The sequence below is a fragment of the Streptomyces sp. NPDC006739 genome, from assembly GCF_042869815.1.
Taxonomy (GTDB): Bacteria; Actinomycetota; Actinomycetes; order Streptomycetales; family Streptomycetaceae; genus Streptomyces.
Genome location: NZ_JBIAGM010000035.1, coordinates 18,659 through 33,242, shown reverse-complemented (window position 1 = coordinate 33,242; position 14,584 = coordinate 18,659). Strand labels below are relative to the sequence as shown.

General features: G+C 69.1%; 15 protein-coding genes and 2 pseudogenes. 5 read left to right on the top strand and 12 right to left on the bottom strand.

The features are described 5' to 3' along the window. Window positions 1–37: 37 nt before the first annotated feature. From ACFYMM_RS39285 to ACFYMM_RS39250, 8 genes are all read right to left on the bottom strand, one after another. Window positions 38–733 (bottom strand): SDR family NAD(P)-dependent oxidoreductase, encoded by a 696-nt coding sequence (locus ACFYMM_RS39285; protein ID WP_388396255.1) that lies wholly within the window; start codon window positions 731–733, stop codon window positions 38–40. Window positions 734–755: 22 nt separating this feature from the next. After that, complete coding sequence (locus ACFYMM_RS39280) at window positions 756–1,064, bottom strand: muconolactone Delta-isomerase (protein WP_388396252.1); 309 nt, start codon at window positions 1,062–1,064, stop codon at window positions 756–758. Window positions 1,065–1,105: 41 nt separating this feature from the next. Next, window positions 1,106–2,140, bottom strand: a complete 1,035-nt coding sequence (locus tag ACFYMM_RS39275) for an ankyrin repeat domain-containing protein (protein WP_388396250.1) — start codon at window positions 2,138–2,140, stop codon at window positions 1,106–1,108. Continuing rightward, window positions 2,140–2,592 carry a nuclear transport factor 2 family protein gene (locus ACFYMM_RS39270; RefSeq protein ID WP_388396248.1) on the bottom strand — a complete coding sequence of 151 codons (453 nt, stop codon included), beginning with the start codon at window positions 2,590–2,592 and terminating at the stop codon, window positions 2,140–2,142. The genes ACFYMM_RS39275 and ACFYMM_RS39270 overlap by 1 nt, the downstream gene beginning before the upstream one ends. Window positions 2,593–2,700: 108 nt before the next feature. After that, window positions 2,701–3,168, bottom strand: coding sequence for a nuclear transport factor 2 family protein (locus tag ACFYMM_RS39265; protein ID WP_388396246.1), 468 nt, complete (start codon window positions 3,166–3,168; stop codon window positions 2,701–2,703). A 14-nt stretch (window positions 3,169–3,182) separates the two neighbouring features. Then, window positions 3,183–4,280 carry a low temperature requirement protein A gene (locus ACFYMM_RS39260; RefSeq protein ID WP_388396244.1) on the bottom strand — a complete coding sequence of 366 codons (1,098 nt, stop codon included), beginning with the start codon at window positions 4,278–4,280 and terminating at the stop codon, window positions 3,183–3,185. 232 nt (window positions 4,281–4,512) lie between these two features. After that, on the bottom strand, window positions 4,513–5,733 hold the full coding sequence (gene glgA, locus ACFYMM_RS39255) for a glycogen synthase (protein WP_388396241.1): 1,221 nt from the start codon (window positions 5,731–5,733) through the stop codon (window positions 4,513–4,515). A 77-nt stretch (window positions 5,734–5,810) separates the two neighbouring features. After that, on the bottom strand, window positions 5,811–6,227 hold the full coding sequence (locus ACFYMM_RS39250; RefSeq protein ID WP_388396238.1) for a hypothetical protein: 417 nt from the start codon (window positions 6,225–6,227) through the stop codon (window positions 5,811–5,813). 299 nt (window positions 6,228–6,526) lie between these two features. On the opposite strand from ACFYMM_RS39250, the gene ACFYMM_RS39245 reads away from it, so the two are divergent. Continuing rightward, window positions 6,527–7,879, top strand: a complete 1,353-nt coding sequence (locus ACFYMM_RS39245; protein WP_388396235.1) for a helix-turn-helix domain-containing protein — start codon at window positions 6,527–6,529, stop codon at window positions 7,877–7,879. A 39-nt stretch (window positions 7,880–7,918) separates the two neighbouring features. Here the strand turns inward: ACFYMM_RS39245 and ACFYMM_RS39240 are convergent, their stop codons facing one another. The 3 genes from ACFYMM_RS39240 to ACFYMM_RS39230 are packed head-to-tail and all read right to left on the bottom strand — an operon-like array spanning window position 7,919 to window position 9,943. Then, entirely contained in the window at window positions 7,919–8,467 is a 549-nt protein-coding gene (locus ACFYMM_RS39240; protein WP_388396232.1) for a cupin domain-containing protein, read from the bottom strand. A 43-nt stretch (window positions 8,468–8,510) separates the two neighbouring features. Next, window positions 8,511–9,479: a TIGR03619 family F420-dependent LLM class oxidoreductase gene (locus ACFYMM_RS39235; RefSeq protein WP_388396230.1), complete on the bottom strand. Its 969-nt coding sequence runs from the start codon at window positions 9,477–9,479 to the stop codon at window positions 8,511–8,513. A gap of 5 nt (window positions 9,480–9,484) precedes the next feature. Beyond that, on the bottom strand, window positions 9,485–9,943 hold the full coding sequence (locus ACFYMM_RS39230) for a nuclear transport factor 2 family protein (protein ID WP_388396227.1): 459 nt from the start codon (window positions 9,941–9,943) through the stop codon (window positions 9,485–9,487). A 176-nt stretch (window positions 9,944–10,119) separates the two neighbouring features. On the opposite strand from ACFYMM_RS39230, the gene ACFYMM_RS39225 reads away from it, so the two are divergent. The 4 genes and pseudogenes from ACFYMM_RS39225 to ACFYMM_RS39210 all read left to right on the top strand — a co-directional run. Next, complete coding sequence (locus ACFYMM_RS39225; RefSeq protein WP_388396224.1) at window positions 10,120–11,028, top strand: alpha/beta hydrolase; 909 nt, start codon at window positions 10,120–10,122, stop codon at window positions 11,026–11,028. A 35-nt stretch (window positions 11,029–11,063) separates the two neighbouring features. Further along, complete coding sequence (locus ACFYMM_RS39220; RefSeq protein WP_388396221.1) at window positions 11,064–12,500, top strand: MFS transporter; 1,437 nt, start codon at window positions 11,064–11,066, stop codon at window positions 12,498–12,500. A 66-nt stretch (window positions 12,501–12,566) separates the two neighbouring features. Then, on the top strand, window positions 12,567–12,854 hold the full coding sequence (locus ACFYMM_RS39215) for a muconolactone Delta-isomerase family protein (protein ID WP_388396337.1): 288 nt from the start codon (window positions 12,567–12,569) through the stop codon (window positions 12,852–12,854). Window positions 12,855–13,731: 877 nt separating this feature from the next. Then, window positions 13,732–13,962: pseudogene (locus ACFYMM_RS39210) on the top strand (LysR family transcriptional regulator); the annotation flags it as partial. 24 nt (window positions 13,963–13,986) lie between these two features. Here the strand turns inward: ACFYMM_RS39210 and ACFYMM_RS39205 are convergent. Continuing rightward, a pseudogene (locus ACFYMM_RS39205) lies at window positions 13,987–14,112 on the bottom strand (beta-ketoacyl-ACP reductase); the annotation flags it as partial. Window positions 14,113–14,584 lie beyond the last annotated feature (472 nt).

Below are 14,584 nucleotides of genomic sequence, written 5' to 3'. Positions count from 1 at the left end.
AGGTGCGGGGGCACCACGGCGGCGGCGCGGGCCGCGCTCACCAGTCGATCCTCCTGCGGTTGCGGAAGAACCCCCCGGTGGGCCCGGAGTCCGGCAGGCGCGCCAGCCAGACCACGGTGTCGGCGCCCTGCTCGACACCGGTCGGCGCCCCGCGGCCCCCCATGTCGGTGCGGACCCAGCCCGGACAGACCGCGTTGACCTTGACGGTCTGCGGCATCGCGGCGGACACCACCAGGGTCAGCGCGTTCAGCGCGGCCTTGGAGATGCCGTAGGCCGCCGGGGACGGCACGTTCTCGGTGAGGGCGCCGAGCCCGGAGGAGACGTTCACCACCCGGCCGTAGCCGCGCCGCGCCATGCCGGGGCAGAACGCCTGGCAGGTGCGGAACGCTCCCATGAGGTGCACGTCCAGGGCCCGGCGCATGATGTCCTCGTCGAGCGAGAAGAACGAGACCGTCGGATAGATTCCGGCGTTGTTGACCAGGACGTCGACCTCGACGCTGTCCTCGGCCAGCCGTTCCGCACACGCGGTGACGCTCTTGGCGTCGCTGACGTCCAGCTCCTCCACCCGCACGCGCGGGCTGCTCAGGGTGCGCGCGGCCGCCAGGCCGCGCTCCGGATCCCGCGCGCCGAGGACGACGTCGAGGCCGGCCAGATCCAGCCGGCGGACGGTCTCCAGACCGATGCCGCGGTTGGCGCCCGTGACGAGGGCGGTGCGGTTGCGTTGCCGGTTCACGTTCTCGGACTCCTCGCCGCGGTCAGACCTTGTAGCGCTGCTTGACGTCCTCGGCGAACCCGAGGTAGTCACGCAGCGGCCATACGGTCTCGAACTCCAGGTACTCCCGCATGGGGAGCCGGCCCAGAGCGGTGCGGTCGAGTTCCTCGGCATCGGGCGAGTCGATGATGGCGATAACGCGCTTTTGCGCGGCGACCTTCCAAATACCGACGCAGAAGCCGGAGTCCACCGTCTCCTGGGCGTGGACGGCTTCGTCCTGCTCAAGCTCCCACAGCTCGTCGAGGGTGAGGCGTCCCTCGTGCTTCCACTTCATCTGGACGTAGAACAGCATGCGTCAACTCCGTGTCTGTGAACGCCGTCGGGCATCGGGCGTCAGCGGGCGCCGCGGGACCGGATCAGCTCGGTGAGCGCGTGGTCGGCGCCGAAGACCTCGACGGCGAGGTCGAGCGGTGTCTTGCCGTCGTGGCCGAGGAGGTCGAGCCGGGCGCCGGCCTCGACGAGCGTGCGGGCGCAGTCCTCGTAGCCGTGCCACAGGGCGTCGTGCAGCGGGCTGTAGCCGTTGGTCGCGCCCTGGTAGTCGAGGTCGATGCCGTCCTGCCGGACCAGATCGGCGGTGATTCCGGCGTGACCGTTGTAGACGGCCTTGTGCAGCGGTACGGCGCCGAAGGTGGGCTCGACGGCGTTCACGTCCGCGCCCGCCGCGAGCAGCAGACGCACGATCTCGTCGTGTCCGTCGCGGCAGGCCACGAGCAGCGGGGTGTGACTGTCGTTGAAGCCGCTCAGGTTGGGGGAGCGCTCGTCGACCGGCACACCGGCGGCGAGCAGCTTGCGCACGCGCTCGGTATCGCCCTGTGCGGTCGCGGCCATCAGTTCCTGGTCGGCCACCGCGCGTTCGTCGTCGGCCCGGCGGGCGTTGAGGTGCTCCTCGGCCTTGAGCAGCTTGTCCTTGCCGAACGTGTTGACGTTCAGCTCGTACGCGAAGTGCTGCTCCAGCGAGAAGCCGTAGTGCGTGTAGACCTGCAGCGCGGTGCCCTGGGCCAGCAGGTACTCGGCGATGTCCGGGTACTTGTACCACAGGGCGTCCATCAGGGCGGTGTGCCCGGTGGTGGGTGCCACCGCGTCCACGAAGGCACCGGCCTCGACGAGGGCCTTCACCACGTCCAGGCTGCCGCCCTGGCAGGCCTTGTGCAGCGCGGTCGCACCGGCCCGGGTGTCGGCTGTCAGGACGTCGGCACCGCCGTCGATCAGGGCGCGGACCGTGGGGGCATCGGCCTGCCCCGCCGCGATCATCAAGGTGGTCAGTCCGGTGGCGGGCTCGCGGTGGCGTGCGTCGGCGCCGGCCGCGAGCAGACCGGCGACCCGTGCGGTGTCCCGGTCCCGTACGGCGGCGATCAGCTCGGCACTCATCAGGCGGCCTCCTGCCCGGCGCCGGTGGTGTCGCCCCGCAGGGCCCGGATGATCTGCGAGGGGTCCGTGTAGGACTTCCAGCGCGTGATCCTTCCGCCCCGGACCGTCAGCCATTGGATGAACTCGATCTCGAACTCCACGCCGGTGCCCCGCACGGTGGACATCTCATGGATGACGCCCGCCGCCTGGTCGCCGTCGACGACCAGGTTCACCAACTTCTCGAAGCGGACGTCCACGGCACCGGTGAAGATCTTCAGGGTCTCCAGGACGGCGTCACGGCCGCGGTAGCTGCCGATCCACTTCATGTCGTCGTTGTAGCCGGGCACCGGCGTGTAGTTGATCCACTCGACGTCCTCGGCGAGTGTGTCGAGTGCGGTCTCGAAGTCGCCCGACGTCAGTGCGTCGAACCACCGCTGAACGACTTTCCTGGTTTCTTCCGTGGCGTTGCTCATGAACTCTCCTCGAAATGGAAGGAATCCCAGAGAAATCTTGAGCGAGAAACTCAGGAATCAGCAAGAAAAGGGTGGGCGACTTTCTGAGATCGTGCTGCCGCCGTTTGCTCAGGAATCGGCGGACTGAGCCTCTGCGGCGCGGGCGAGCAGGTGCTGGTTGCCGTCCGCCCAGGTGGCCGTCATCACGATGCCGTTGATCCGCCAGCCGTCCGCCGTGCGCTCCAGGTCGATGCGGTAGGTGCCGCCGAGCGTCCACAGCGGGCCGCCGTGGTCGTTGGGCATGCGGTGGGTCGCCTGGAACATCGCGGTCGTGACGGCGGTGTCGCCCTGCACGTCGACCAGGAAGTTGCCGATCAGGTGCTGGGTGGCGGCAAAGCTGCCGAGCAGGCCGGACCACGCGCCGACCAGGTCCTTGCGGGACACGGCGCTGGGCTCGCCGCCGTTGAGGCTGGTGTAGTCGAGCATGATCTCGTCGCTGAAGACATCGTCCAGCGACTCCCACTCACGCTGGTCGATGTACCAGGCCATGCGGGTGCACGTCTCGATGATGTCCAGCCGGTCGGCCACAGAACTCATGGAGTTTTCTTCCTTCAGTGATAGAGGTGTGCCATTTTCTTGGTCCAGCGATGGTCGCTGAGCAGGGCGGCGCCGATGAGGACACCGAGTACGACGACTTCGGCCACCGCCGTTCCGAAATGCCCTACCGGAATGGTCAGTACGGCGAACAGCGAAGCGGTGAAGTGGAAGCGCTGCGGACCGATCTTCAAGATCCCGTGGAACCAGGCGATGCCACCGAGATACAGCGCCACACCGCACGCCAGCGCGACGGACGGGGCGGCGGCCAGTGGTTCGTAGGGGTGCACGATCGTCTTCTTGACGGCCGCCGCGATGAGGATCAGTCCGAGCAGCATCGGTACGTGGGCGTAGAAGAACGCGGCGAGCGCCAGCCGTGAGCGGTTCACCGCGTCCTGCCGCTCCAGGGCGAGTTCGGCCCGCCAGGCCTTCTCGGACTCGTCGAAGTACACCCACCACAGGCCGGCCGGGATGACGAAGATGAGGATGGCCGTGGTGACGACCGACGGTCCGGCCTGGCCGCCGTCGGTGCCGATGCCGAGCGCCAGGAACGAGTCCCCGAGCGCGATGATCATGAGCAGTCCGTGCCGCTCCACGAAGTGGCCCGGTTTCAGCTCGAAGCCCGACACACCGGTCAGCACCGGCGCGATGACCTCCAGTCCGACGGCCGTGGTCCACAGCGCGTACACGGGCCATCCGTCGAGGAAGCCGGCGCAGATGATGAGGAGGGCGCCCACCGTGTGGAAAGGCGCGATGCGCAGCATGTTGCGGGCCGCCCCTGGGCCGCCGAACGCGAAGAGCGCGGCGTGCACGGTGACGATCAGCAGATAGCCGATGCCGAACGCGACGCCGTCGCCGTGGAAGGCGTTGGGCGTGGCCAGACCGATGACCAGGAACGAGGCCATGCCGAGCAGCAGCAGGATCCGGTGGTGTCTGCGATGCGGCGGAAGGTGGTTGGTGAGCCACGCGTATCCGCCGTACATCCACCACAGGAGCCAGAAGATCAGAAGTACTTGGCCGACTCCGCGGGGCGTCATGTCCCGGCTGAGCACACGGGCGAGCTGCGTGAAATTGAAGACGAACGCGAGGTCGAAGAACAACTCCAGGGTTGTCACCCGGGCCCCGCTTTTCGGGGAGGGAACCACGGACGAGGCAGCGGGCCCCGTGGATTCCTCCGCCCTTCCCCTGGAAAGGGGGTCGTGCATGGATATCGAATGCTCGGGGACGCCTTCTACATCGTGCGCGGAAGTCGTTTGAGACATGTCTGCGAAGGTAGCGTCGGCAGAGGTGGTCCGGTCAACGAAACCGACCACACATCATGAGGTCGGGGTACACCGGGCCCGGCGGTCAGCGGTCCAGGACCGAGCTGTAGACGGCGCGCGCCCGCTGTGCCGCCACGTCCCAGCCGAATTCCTTCCGCGCCCGTGCGAGGCCGGCCGCGCCGAGCCGGGCAGCGTGCGCCGGGTCGGCGAGGAGCCGGTTCACCGCGGCCGCGAGGTCGGAGGCGAAGCGCGAGGGGTCCAGCGGTGTGCCGCTGCCGTCCTGCTCCTGCTCGACGGGCACCAGGAGACCGCTCTCGCCGTCCGTCACGACCTCCGGGATGCCGCCAGTGGCTGTCGCCACGACCGCTGTGCCGCAGGCCATGGCCTCCAGGTTCACGATGCCCATCGGTTCGTAGAGAGACGGGCAGACGAACACGGACGCATGGGTGAGGAACTGCAGCAGGGAGGTCCGGTCGAGCATCCCGTCGATACGGACGACCCCGCCCCGCACCCGGCGCAGTTCGTCGACGAGCGCCGCCGTCTCGGCTGCGATCTCTGGCGTGTCGGGTTGACCGCAGCACAGCACGAGCTGGGCGCGAGGGTCCAACTCGAATGCCGCACGCAGTAGTTGGGGCAGGCCTTTCTGCCGGGTGAGGCGGCCGACGAACAGGACGACGGGCCGGTCGGGGTCCACCCCATGCCGCTCCAGCGCCGCGGTGCCGTCGTCCGGACGGTAGACCCGGGTGTCGATGCCGTTGTGGACCACGTGCACCCGCTCGGGATCCACCTCGGGATAGACGCGCAGGATGTCCTGACGCATGCCGTGCGACACGGCGATCAGCGCGTCGGCGTTCGTAAGGGCCGAACGCTCCACCAAGGACGACAATGCGTAACCGCCGCCCAGCTGTTCCGCTTTCCACGGGCGCAACGGCTCCAGGCTGTGGGTGGTGGCGACATGGGGGATGCCGTACAGCACCTGCGCGAGCCGGCCCGCCGCGTTGGCGTACCAGGTGTGGCTGTGCACCAGGTCCGCTCCCGCGCATGCCGCGGCCATCTCGACGTTCACCCCGAGCGTGCGAAGGGCGGGGTTCCCGTCTCCCGGCAACTCGGGCTCCGCGTAGGCGGTCACGTTCGGCGCGTCACGCGGCGAACCGAAACAGCGCACCCGCAGATCGACCAGCGCGCGCAGTTCCCCGGCGAGTTCGGCGACGTGGACGCCGGCCCCTCCGTACACCTGGGGAGGGAACTCCTTGGTGAGCAGATCGACGCGTACCCGGGACGAACGAGCGGGCTGCTGCACATGCATGGCGACTTCCCTGGGGTCCGTGGACGTTGGCGGCTTCCGGCAACGGCTGCGCGTCCGGTGGACGCAGGAGGGCGGCTCTAATGGACCGAGGAGGGCGGCATGATCACGGGCCAGCCCCGCTCCTGAGCGAGCCTGCTGCTGTCCGCGCTACAGGCGATGACACGCGGGTTGCCGACGACACTGAGCAGACCCGTCCCGGCGCACAGATCCCCGTAGCCGAAGCAACTGACCGGGTCGATGCACAGACGGGTCATGGCTTCGACGACCGTCGTGCACTTGTCCATGTCGCAGGTGGCGGACGGGGGAAGCCGCAGGAGGGTCCCCTCGGCGGACGTCCGCTCCGGCAACCGCCGGTGGGCATCCACGACCAGGACGACGAGGTCTCCCTTGGCCCGGTGGCCGTCGAGCGCGTCAAGAAGCGCCGCGTCCTCGTTCGGAGGGCGCTGCGGATGGGTGAGGTCGAAGAAGGCCGCACGCCGCATCGGTCGGAACATGCCCCACTCCTGTCTCGAACCCGCATGCGCCGGCAACCAGCCCGAATCCCTCATGCGGTCAGCACTTCCGTCACTCCGCGTGACCTTAGCCAAGCCCCGGGGACGACCGCGAAATTGGACTTTGTACATCCTGAAGTCGCCCTGCGCCACGACCTCGGGGGCGCTGGACAGGTCCGGCTGGCGAGAGGCGCCAACAGAAGTTGTGACTTCCTTCACCGGAGATAGCGACAATTGTCAAGCATACTGTAAATTTCACCTCACCCCGCCGACAGCGCACCAGCAGGCCCCGAGGAGACACTGTGGACAGCACCGCCGAAGACGGTGAAGGCACCGGCCGACGGCTCAGGGAACTCCGCCGTGCCCGTGGTCTCAAGCAACAGGACCTCGCCAGCGACGACGTGTCGGTGAGCTACATCTCGCTGATCGAGTCGGGCAAGCGAACCCCCTCGGCAGCTGTCGTGACCCTCCTCGCCGAGCGCCTCGGATGCACCACCAGCTATCTGCTCACCGGTCAGGACGACACCCGCACCCGCGAGCTGGAACTCAAGGCGGCGTTCGCCGACCTCTCCTTGCACAACGGTGCGAACGCGGAGGCGCTGCAGGCCTTCAGCGAGGTCCTCGCCTCCGCGCCCGTCCTGTCCGAGGCAACCGTGCGCCGAGCACGGCTGGGACAAGGTCTCGCCCTGGAGCAGCTCGGCCGGCTGGAAGCCGCGGTCCAGGCCTTCACCCTGTTGTACGAGGATCCCGGCTGTGTCGCCGGCTCGGCCGAATGGAGCCAACTGGCGACCGCGCTGTGCCGCTGTCACCAGGCCCTCGGCGACCAGACCCTCAGCGTCGAGATCGCGGAGCGGGCACTGCGCCGGCTGGACCAGCTCGGCCTTGAGGCGACCGACGACCACATCCAGCTCGGAGCGGTGCTCGTCGGCTGCTACCGCACCCGCGGCGACCTGGCCAAGGCCCGCCTCGTGGCCGAACGGCTGATCAGGATCGCCGACGACGGCGCGGGCCGGACCGCGCAGCGCGAAACGTACTGGAACGCCGCTCTCGTAGCGCAGTCACAGGGCCGGCTCGACGAGGCCCTGGCGCTTGCCGAACGCGCACGCGCGCTGCTGACCGAGGGCGACAGTCTGCGCCACCACGCACTGCTCTCCGGCGTCTACGGGATGCTGCTGCTCTCCTCCGACCCCGGCGACCCCGAGCGGGCCCGTCAGCTGCTCGAACAGTCGCATGCCCAGCTGGTGGAAGTCGGTACGGCGGTCGAACAGGCGGCAGCGGAGAGCAGCCTCGCGGTGGCGTGCCTGCGGCTGGACCAGGCGGTCGAAGCGCAACACCACGCGTCCAGGGCGCTGGGACTGCTGCGCGACCAGCCGTGCCGGGAGTCGGTCGAGGCCCGCACCGTGCTGGCGCACGCCCAGTTCAGCGCGGGCGAGAGCGGGCGGGCGCAGGAGACTCTCCGTGCGGCGCAGACGCAGCTTCGCCAACTGCCCCCGGCCCGCTCGTCGGCCGCCGCCTGGCGCCGGATCGCGGACGTCTGGCAGCGGTACGGGTACATCGCCGAATCGACCGCCGCCTACCGGCAGGCCCTCGACGACGCAGGGCTGCCCGCCCTGATCACCTCCACCGAACAGACCGGCGTCCCCAGCGCGCGCTGACCGGGCCGGGCAGGGCCGGCCCGGTTCGTTCACCGCGGGTCAGCCGGCCTGCTGAAGGGCGTCGCGGGCACCGACGAAGACACAGGCCATGACGGCCGGTTCGGCGCTGCGATTGGACCAGGCGTGCCGGTTGCCGCGCAGGACGACGCAGTCGCCGGGCGTCAGCCGGGTCTCCGAGCCGTCCTCCAGCCGCAGCCAGAGTTCGCCTTCGAGGATGATCGACATGTCCACGGTGTCCGTCGCGTGGTAACCCTTCTCGTCCGGCGCCAGAGCCTTGAGCAGTCCGGGAAAGACCTCCTCGACCTCGGCGGAGAGCAGACCGGGATCGCCCTGCGGGCCGCGCCCGGTCTCCGGGGGCCAGCGCAGTATCACGAAGCGAGTGCCGTCGACCTCGGGGAAGTAGGGGACGAAGGCCGCCTCGGCGCCGCCGTCGCCTATCGCCGGAGCCTCGTTGCGCCCCCAGACCTGATAGAACTCGACGCCGGGCAGCGCGCCCACGGTCACCGGGGCGACCGGCCCGTTCGCCTCGACCACCGAGGTGCCGTCGGACCGGCAACCCGCGACAAGACGTGAAATCGCATGGATCATGATGTCTCCAAGTCTCCAGGTGTGCGCTCGCGCGGGGAAGGCGTCACCGTGCAGCGGCAAGCGCGACGGGAGCCAGTTCACCCAGCGCTTCCTCGACCCGGGCGAGCGAGCCGACGGGGTCCGCCTGAGGGCCGACGATCTGCGGATCGAAGTTGAAGTCGAGGAACACCTCAGTGGCTCCGGCATCATGCATCTGCTCGATGTCGGACCGGATCTGAGCGATCGAACCGTGGAAGGCATCGCGTCCGGAACCCTCCTCGGGCCCGAGGAAGACCGTGGCACGCACGACGACGCGCGGGTCTCCGGGGGAACGCCCGGCACGTTCGGCGGCCGCGCGGACCCCGGACGCCGCCTCGGCGACCTCGGCCACGGTGACAAAACCCGGACTGACCCAGCCCTGGGCCAGCCGCCCCGCCCGCGCCCACGCCTTCTCGGTGGAGCCACCGAGCAGCAGGGGGAACACCGGCTGGACCGGGCGCGGGCGGACCAGGGTGCGCGGCAGCTCGGTGAACTCCCCCTGGAACTCCGCCTGATCCTGCTCCCACATCCGGCGCAGCACCTCCACGTACTCCAGGGTGCGGGCCACCCGCCGCTCCATGGGCAGGCCGACGGCCCGGAACTCCTCCTCGGACCAGCCCTGGGCCACCCCGGCGTCGAGCCGCCCGTTCGACACCCGGTCGAGCTGGATGAGCTGCTTGGCCAGGACCGCGGGGGCGAAGAACGGCGCGTTGACGACGGACACACCCAGCCGGATCCGTTCGGTGCAGCCGGCCAGGTATCCGAGGGTGATGAGCGGTTCCGCCACACCGTAGTGGAAGGCCGGCTGGAAGTCGGACGACCATTCGGCGTCGTTGCTCTGCATCGGGAAGAGCAGCCGGGTGAAGGTCCACAGGGACTGGTAGCCGAGCGCCTCGGCCTGCCGGGCGATCCGTACCTGGGTGTCGGGCGTCGCCCAGGCTCCGGAGAGCGGGGCTCCCACACCGAGGGCACGGGTGGCTGTGGTTCCAGGCATCCCGCTCACCCCTCGCCGGTGGTCGGGAACATCGCCCGGCGTGCCTCCAGGGGCACCTGCTCGGCGAACCGGTAGGTGTCGTACAGCTCCCGGAACTGCTTGATCTTCCCGTCCACGACCCGGAACAGACCGTGGTACGTGTTGGTGTACTCCTGACCGCCGGGCTGCACGATCCGGCCCGTGTACTCGACCAGCGCCCACTCGGGGTCGGCGAACGGCCAGGTGGTGCTCACCGGCAGCTCGATCGACAGGGCCGCGTTCACGACCCCCGAGTACAGGCTGCGCAGCGCCTCGGCGCCTTCGAGCCGGGTGGGGCTGCCCGGCGGGGCGAACGGCATCTCCATCACCACGTCGTCGGCGAGGCAGGCGAACGCGGCTTCCAGCTGCCCACCGCCGATCTGGTCCAGGAAGTAGCGCCCCACTGACTGGGCATCGCGGGGCGGGGCGAGCTGATCCTGCGTCATAGTCAACTCCTCGTTCGACGATTGATCGAGAGTGACTCCCGGATGGATTCACTGTCAACTATGTTGTCATTTTCGATCAAGACAAAATGACTCATCACTTGACAGTGAGTCAAAATTGTTGGTTATCATGCATCGCGGAGCGCAGCGAGCGCTTGCAGGACCTGGAAGGGAGACCCATGTACCCCAACGGTGATGTACGTGTCGAGGGGGTGGCACTCCCCAGTGAAGGAGTCGAACTGGTCGGCGACCTTTACCGACCTGCGACGCAGCCGACGACGGATGCCTCTCCCGCAGTGGTCGTGGTCGGCTCGTGGACCACTGTCAAGGAACAGATGGCGGGCCGCTACGCCGCCGGACTCGCCCGGCGAGGCCTCACCGCGCTCGCCTTCGACTTCCGCGGATACGGGGCCTCCAAGGGCGACCCCCAGAACTTCGAATCACCCGAGCGCAAGATCGCCGACATAGTCAGCGCCGTCGCATACCTCGCATCACGGCCGGACGTGGACGCCTCCCGCATCGGCGCGCTCGGCATCTGTGCCGGCTCCGGCTACGTCGCCGTCGCCGCCTCGCGAACCCCCCGGATCCGCTCCGTCGCCATGGTGGCCCCGTGGCTGCACGACCGCACCCTGGTCCCGGACATCTACGGCGGCCCGGAAGGCGTCCGCGAGCGCATCGCCCAGGGAGAGGCAGCCCGGGACAAGTACGAGACGACGGGCGAGGTCGACTACATCCCCGCGGCCAGCGGCACCGACGCACAGGCCGCGATGTACGGACCGTTCGACTACTACCTGAACGCCGACAGGGGCGCCGTCCCACAGTGGCGCAACCAGTTCGCCGTCATGAGCTGGCCCCAGTGGCTCACCTTCGACCCCATCGCGGTCGCCCCCCGGCTCACGGCACCCACCTTCATGCTGCACAGTCCCGACGCCGCCATCCCCGACGGCGCCCGGCGCTTCCACGACTCGCTGACCGCACCCAAGGAACTGCAGTGGACGACCGGCAACCAGTTCGACTTCTACGACCAGGAACCGACGGTGACGGCTGCCCTGGACTCGGTCGGGGCCCACTTCGGAAGGACACTGTGAGCGGGCGACCCGCCGCTGTTTCTCCCTCCGGGGCAGTGGCGGCTGATGCCCGGCCGAGGCTGAGCCCCAATGCCACCGTCCTCGTGGCCTGCCTCGCCTTCTTCGTGATCACACTGGACACGACGGTGGTCAACGTCGCACTCCCGAGCATCGGCGCACAGTGGGACGGCCAAGTCTCCGCGCTGCAGTGGGTGGTGACCGCGTACACCCTGCTCTTCGCCGCACTGCTGCTGTCGGCCGGCGCGATCTCGGACCGGATCGGCGCGAGCCGCGCCTTCACCATCGGCCTGTCCGTCTTCACCCTCATGTCCGCGCTGTGCGGACTCGCGCCCAGCCTCGACGTACTCATCGTCGCGCGCGCGATCCAGGGGGCGGGGGCAGCGGTGATGATGCCGGCCTCGCTCGCCCTGGTTCGCCAGGCCTACGACGAACCCCACCTGCGCGCCCGCGGGATCGCGTGGTGGACGGCGGGCGGCGGCGCGGCGGTCGCCGCGGGCCCGGTCGTCGGCGGAGCACTGACCACCGGACTCGGCTGGCGCTGGATCTTCTTCATCAACGTCCCCGTCGGCATCCTCGCCCTCATCGGCATGCTCCGCGCCCCCCGGTCCCCGCGCCGACCGGCCCCGATGGACCCGGCAGGACAGGTGACCGCCGTCCTCGCCCTGGCCGCTCTGGTCTTCGCGGTGATCAACGGAGGCTCCAACGGCTGGACGAACCCGGCCACCGTCGTCGGCTTCGCGGTCGCCATCCTCGCCGCGGCCGTCTTCCTGGTGACCGAGTCCCGCCAGAGCAACCCGGCGGTGCCGCTGACCCTGTTCCGCAACCGCGCGGTGGCCGTGTGCACCAGCGCGGGCCTGGCCCTCAACCTGGGCTACTACGGCCTGGTCTTCGTCTTCACCATCTTCTTCCAGGAACACCGCGGCGCCTCGGCCCTGGTGGCAGGCCTGATGTTCATCCCGATGACGGCCTTCACCACCCTGGTCAACCTCCTGGCCGGCAAACTCACCAACCGCCACGGACCGCGCTTCCCACTGCTCCTCGGCCAGACCATCCAGACCCTGGGCATCCTGGGGCTGCTCTTCGTCTCCCAGGACACCCCGACCCCCCTGCTCCTGGTGCTCCTCGTCCCGCTGGGCATCGGCGGAGGCCTGGCGATCCCGCCCCTGACGACGGCGATGCTGGAGTCGGTCCCGCACGAGCGGGCGGGCCTGGCCTCCGGAGTCCTCAGCGCGGCCCGCCAGTTCGGCGGCGCCATCGGCGTGGCCCTGCTGGGCGCACTGATCGCCGACCAGGCCCACTTCATGACGGGCATGCGCATCAGCCTGATCATCGGGGCCGCGGTCCTCGTGGCCACGATGCTGGCCGTGGCCCGCTTCCTGCCCCCCGGCCACCACCACGTGGACTCCCCGGACCCGGCAACCACTGAGGCCACCGCGGTCCCCGCTCAGACGAACGGACCACAGCCACAGTGACGCCCGGCCCGTCCGGCCGTACGACCACATCGAACAACTCATTCAAGGAGAACTTCCGTGGACTTCATGATCCAGCTCGACGGTTCCCGCGTCTACGAACTGCCGGCCGAAGAACGCGACGAGGTCATCAAGCGCGAGCACGCACACGCACACGAACTCATGGCCACAGGCGTTCTCAAGCACATCTGGCGGATGCCCGGTCAGCGCGGCAACGTCGGCATCTGGAAGGCCGCCGACGCGGACGCGCTGGAGAAGGTGCTGTCCTCCCTGCCCATCCGGCCCTACGCGGACATCCAGGTAACCCCCCTGGCCACCCACCCCCTCACCCTGGAACTGGCGGACAACCACAACTGACGCCCCCACCCGTCGGCGCCCTTCACTCAAACGAAGGGCGCCGACGGCGCAGCTTGGTACTTGACCGATCGTTTCAACAGGGCGTCGACATCCGGGCCGTGGACTGGGTAGCCCTGCTGGACCCCAGGGGGCGCCGCACGACATCGGCCAGGCGATCAGGCTTGCGCGACCGCGTGCAGGTTGATGCCGGTGTGCTGGGAGACCTCGCGCAGCACATCGAAGGTAGGACGCCCTCAGCGCGACGCGAAGATCACAGGATGAGGGCCGCGCGCCCTTCGTACAGAACGACCTCGAGGGCGGCGATGGCCGGGGAGCGCTGCGGGTCGTCCTTCTACCGGAACGTCTCCCATTAGCGGGCGAGGGGCCGCAGGGTGTCGTCGGCACGGTCGATCACGACCATCAGCCGCAGCACACCGTCGAGGTCGCCGTCGAGGTCGGTGCGGCGCTTCAGCTCGGAGCCGAGGCCGACCAGGGCGTCGTGGATGCCGGCGGCGTTGCCGCGGTGGGTGACCGTCGGCAGGTCCTTCGCCCACAGGTGGGAGATGCGGGTGTGGTCGATGGCCAGGCGTGGGCGCCCTGGTGGAGGAACTGGGCGGTGAGGGTGCGCAGGATGGTCGTGCTGCCGCCGTCGGTGCCGCCGCAGACCAGGATGTGCGGGGCGCGCACCAGTGGAACTGTGGGGTTTCGGGCCACCTCCGTTGGAGGAGGGTTCGGCCGCCGGATCACCGACTCGTCGAAAGGACGAGCCGGGGTCGAGGTGATGTCAGCCCGGTACGGCGATGCCGTCCAGCAGCAGCTTCACGGCCGTCTGGAGTTCGCTCTCGAGAGCGCCTTGTTCGGCTGTCCTGGACTGTGACCAGCGATAGAGAATTCCGAAGCGGAGGTGGCAAGCACCGAAGAGACGTACGAGGCGCTCGTCGCGGGTCTCGGCGTGGTGCTGCTCGCGGGCGGGAACGCTCCGCTGATCACCCTCGGCGGAGTCGTCACCCGTGCGGTGAGGGGCATCTCGCCCAGCCGCTTCGCCCTGGCCTGGCGCGCCGACGACCGTCGCCCGCCGGTGCGGGAGTACGTGCGCGCGTGTGAACGGGCGACCGGGACAACGGCCTGAGGCGGGGCGAGGCCGCGAGAAGTGCGCCGTCGCGTCCAGGTCGAGTACGGCGACCGCGTGTCCGTCGGCGGCGAGGCGCCCGGCGGTGGCCGGCCCGATGCCTCGGGTCACTCCGGTCACGATGTCGGTGCGCTGCTCGGTGACGGACATCGAATCACTGCCTCAGGTAATTTCGGCGGGCCCCTTCTGCACTTTCTCCGCCAATTCTCTGCAAGTTAGTCAGCCCGTGCCGCACCGGTCAACCTGATGTCACCAAAGAAACACGATTCCGCAACCTAGGAAACACTCCCCTTGAAAACACATCCGAGCGCAGCATGGCGTTGGCGCTATTTCAGCCTTCGGAAAAACGCTTAATTTCGGCCCGTCGTGTCCGAGGAGTTCCACGTCGAGCTTGGACCACCACGCCGTCGAGGGCGTCCTCCAGGGAGGCGGCGTCGTCGTCGGGTTCTTCGGTTCCGGCGGTGCAGTGCACGAGCCGGGCGGGGACGCGTACAGCGGAGAAGAGGGTGCCCTGGGGCAGGAGGCGACTCCATTTTCCCGCCCTTCCGGACGTGCCTGGCTCGGCTCGGGCCGGGGGAGCAGCCAGTGCTTTCATGGCGCCGGACGCAGACGCGCGGGCCGA

Bases quoted from the DNA above. Each gene is read 5' to 3' on its own strand.
- ACFYMM_RS39280 (WP_388396252.1), bottom strand. From the start codon at position 1,064: ATGCTGTTCTACGTCCAGATGAAGTGGAAGCACGAGGGACGCCTCACC.
- ACFYMM_RS39275 (WP_388396250.1), bottom strand. From the start codon at position 2,140: ATGAGTGCCGAGCTGATCGCCGCCGTACGGGACCGGGACACCGCACGG.
- ACFYMM_RS39270 (WP_388396248.1), bottom strand. From the start codon at position 2,592: ATGAGCAACGCCACGGAAGAAACCAGGAAAGTCGTTCAGCGGTGGTTC.
- ACFYMM_RS39265 (WP_388396246.1), bottom strand. From the start codon at position 3,168: ATGAGTTCTGTGGCCGACCGGCTGGACATCATCGAGACGTGCACCCGC.
- glgA (WP_388396241.1), bottom strand. From the start codon at position 5,733: ATGCATGTGCAGCAGCCCGCTCGTTCGTCCCGGGTACGCGTCGATCTG.
- ACFYMM_RS39250 (WP_388396238.1), bottom strand. From the start codon at position 6,227: ATGTTCCGACCGATGCGGCGTGCGGCCTTCTTCGACCTCACCCATCCG.
- ACFYMM_RS39240 (WP_388396232.1), bottom strand. From the start codon at position 8,467: ATGATCCATGCGATTTCACGTCTTGTCGCGGGTTGCCGGTCCGACGGC.
- ACFYMM_RS39235 (WP_388396230.1), bottom strand. From the start codon at position 9,479: ATGCCTGGAACCACAGCCACCCGTGCCCTCGGTGTGGGAGCCCCGCTC.
- ACFYMM_RS39230 (WP_388396227.1), bottom strand. From the start codon at position 9,943: ATGACGCAGGATCAGCTCGCCCCGCCCCGCGATGCCCAGTCAGTGGGG.
- ACFYMM_RS39225 (WP_388396224.1), top strand. From the start codon at position 10,120: ATGTACCCCAACGGTGATGTACGTGTCGAGGGGGTGGCACTCCCCAGT.
- ACFYMM_RS39215 (WP_388396337.1), top strand. From the start codon at position 12,567: ATGATCCAGCTCGACGGTTCCCGCGTCTACGAACTGCCGGCCGAAGAA.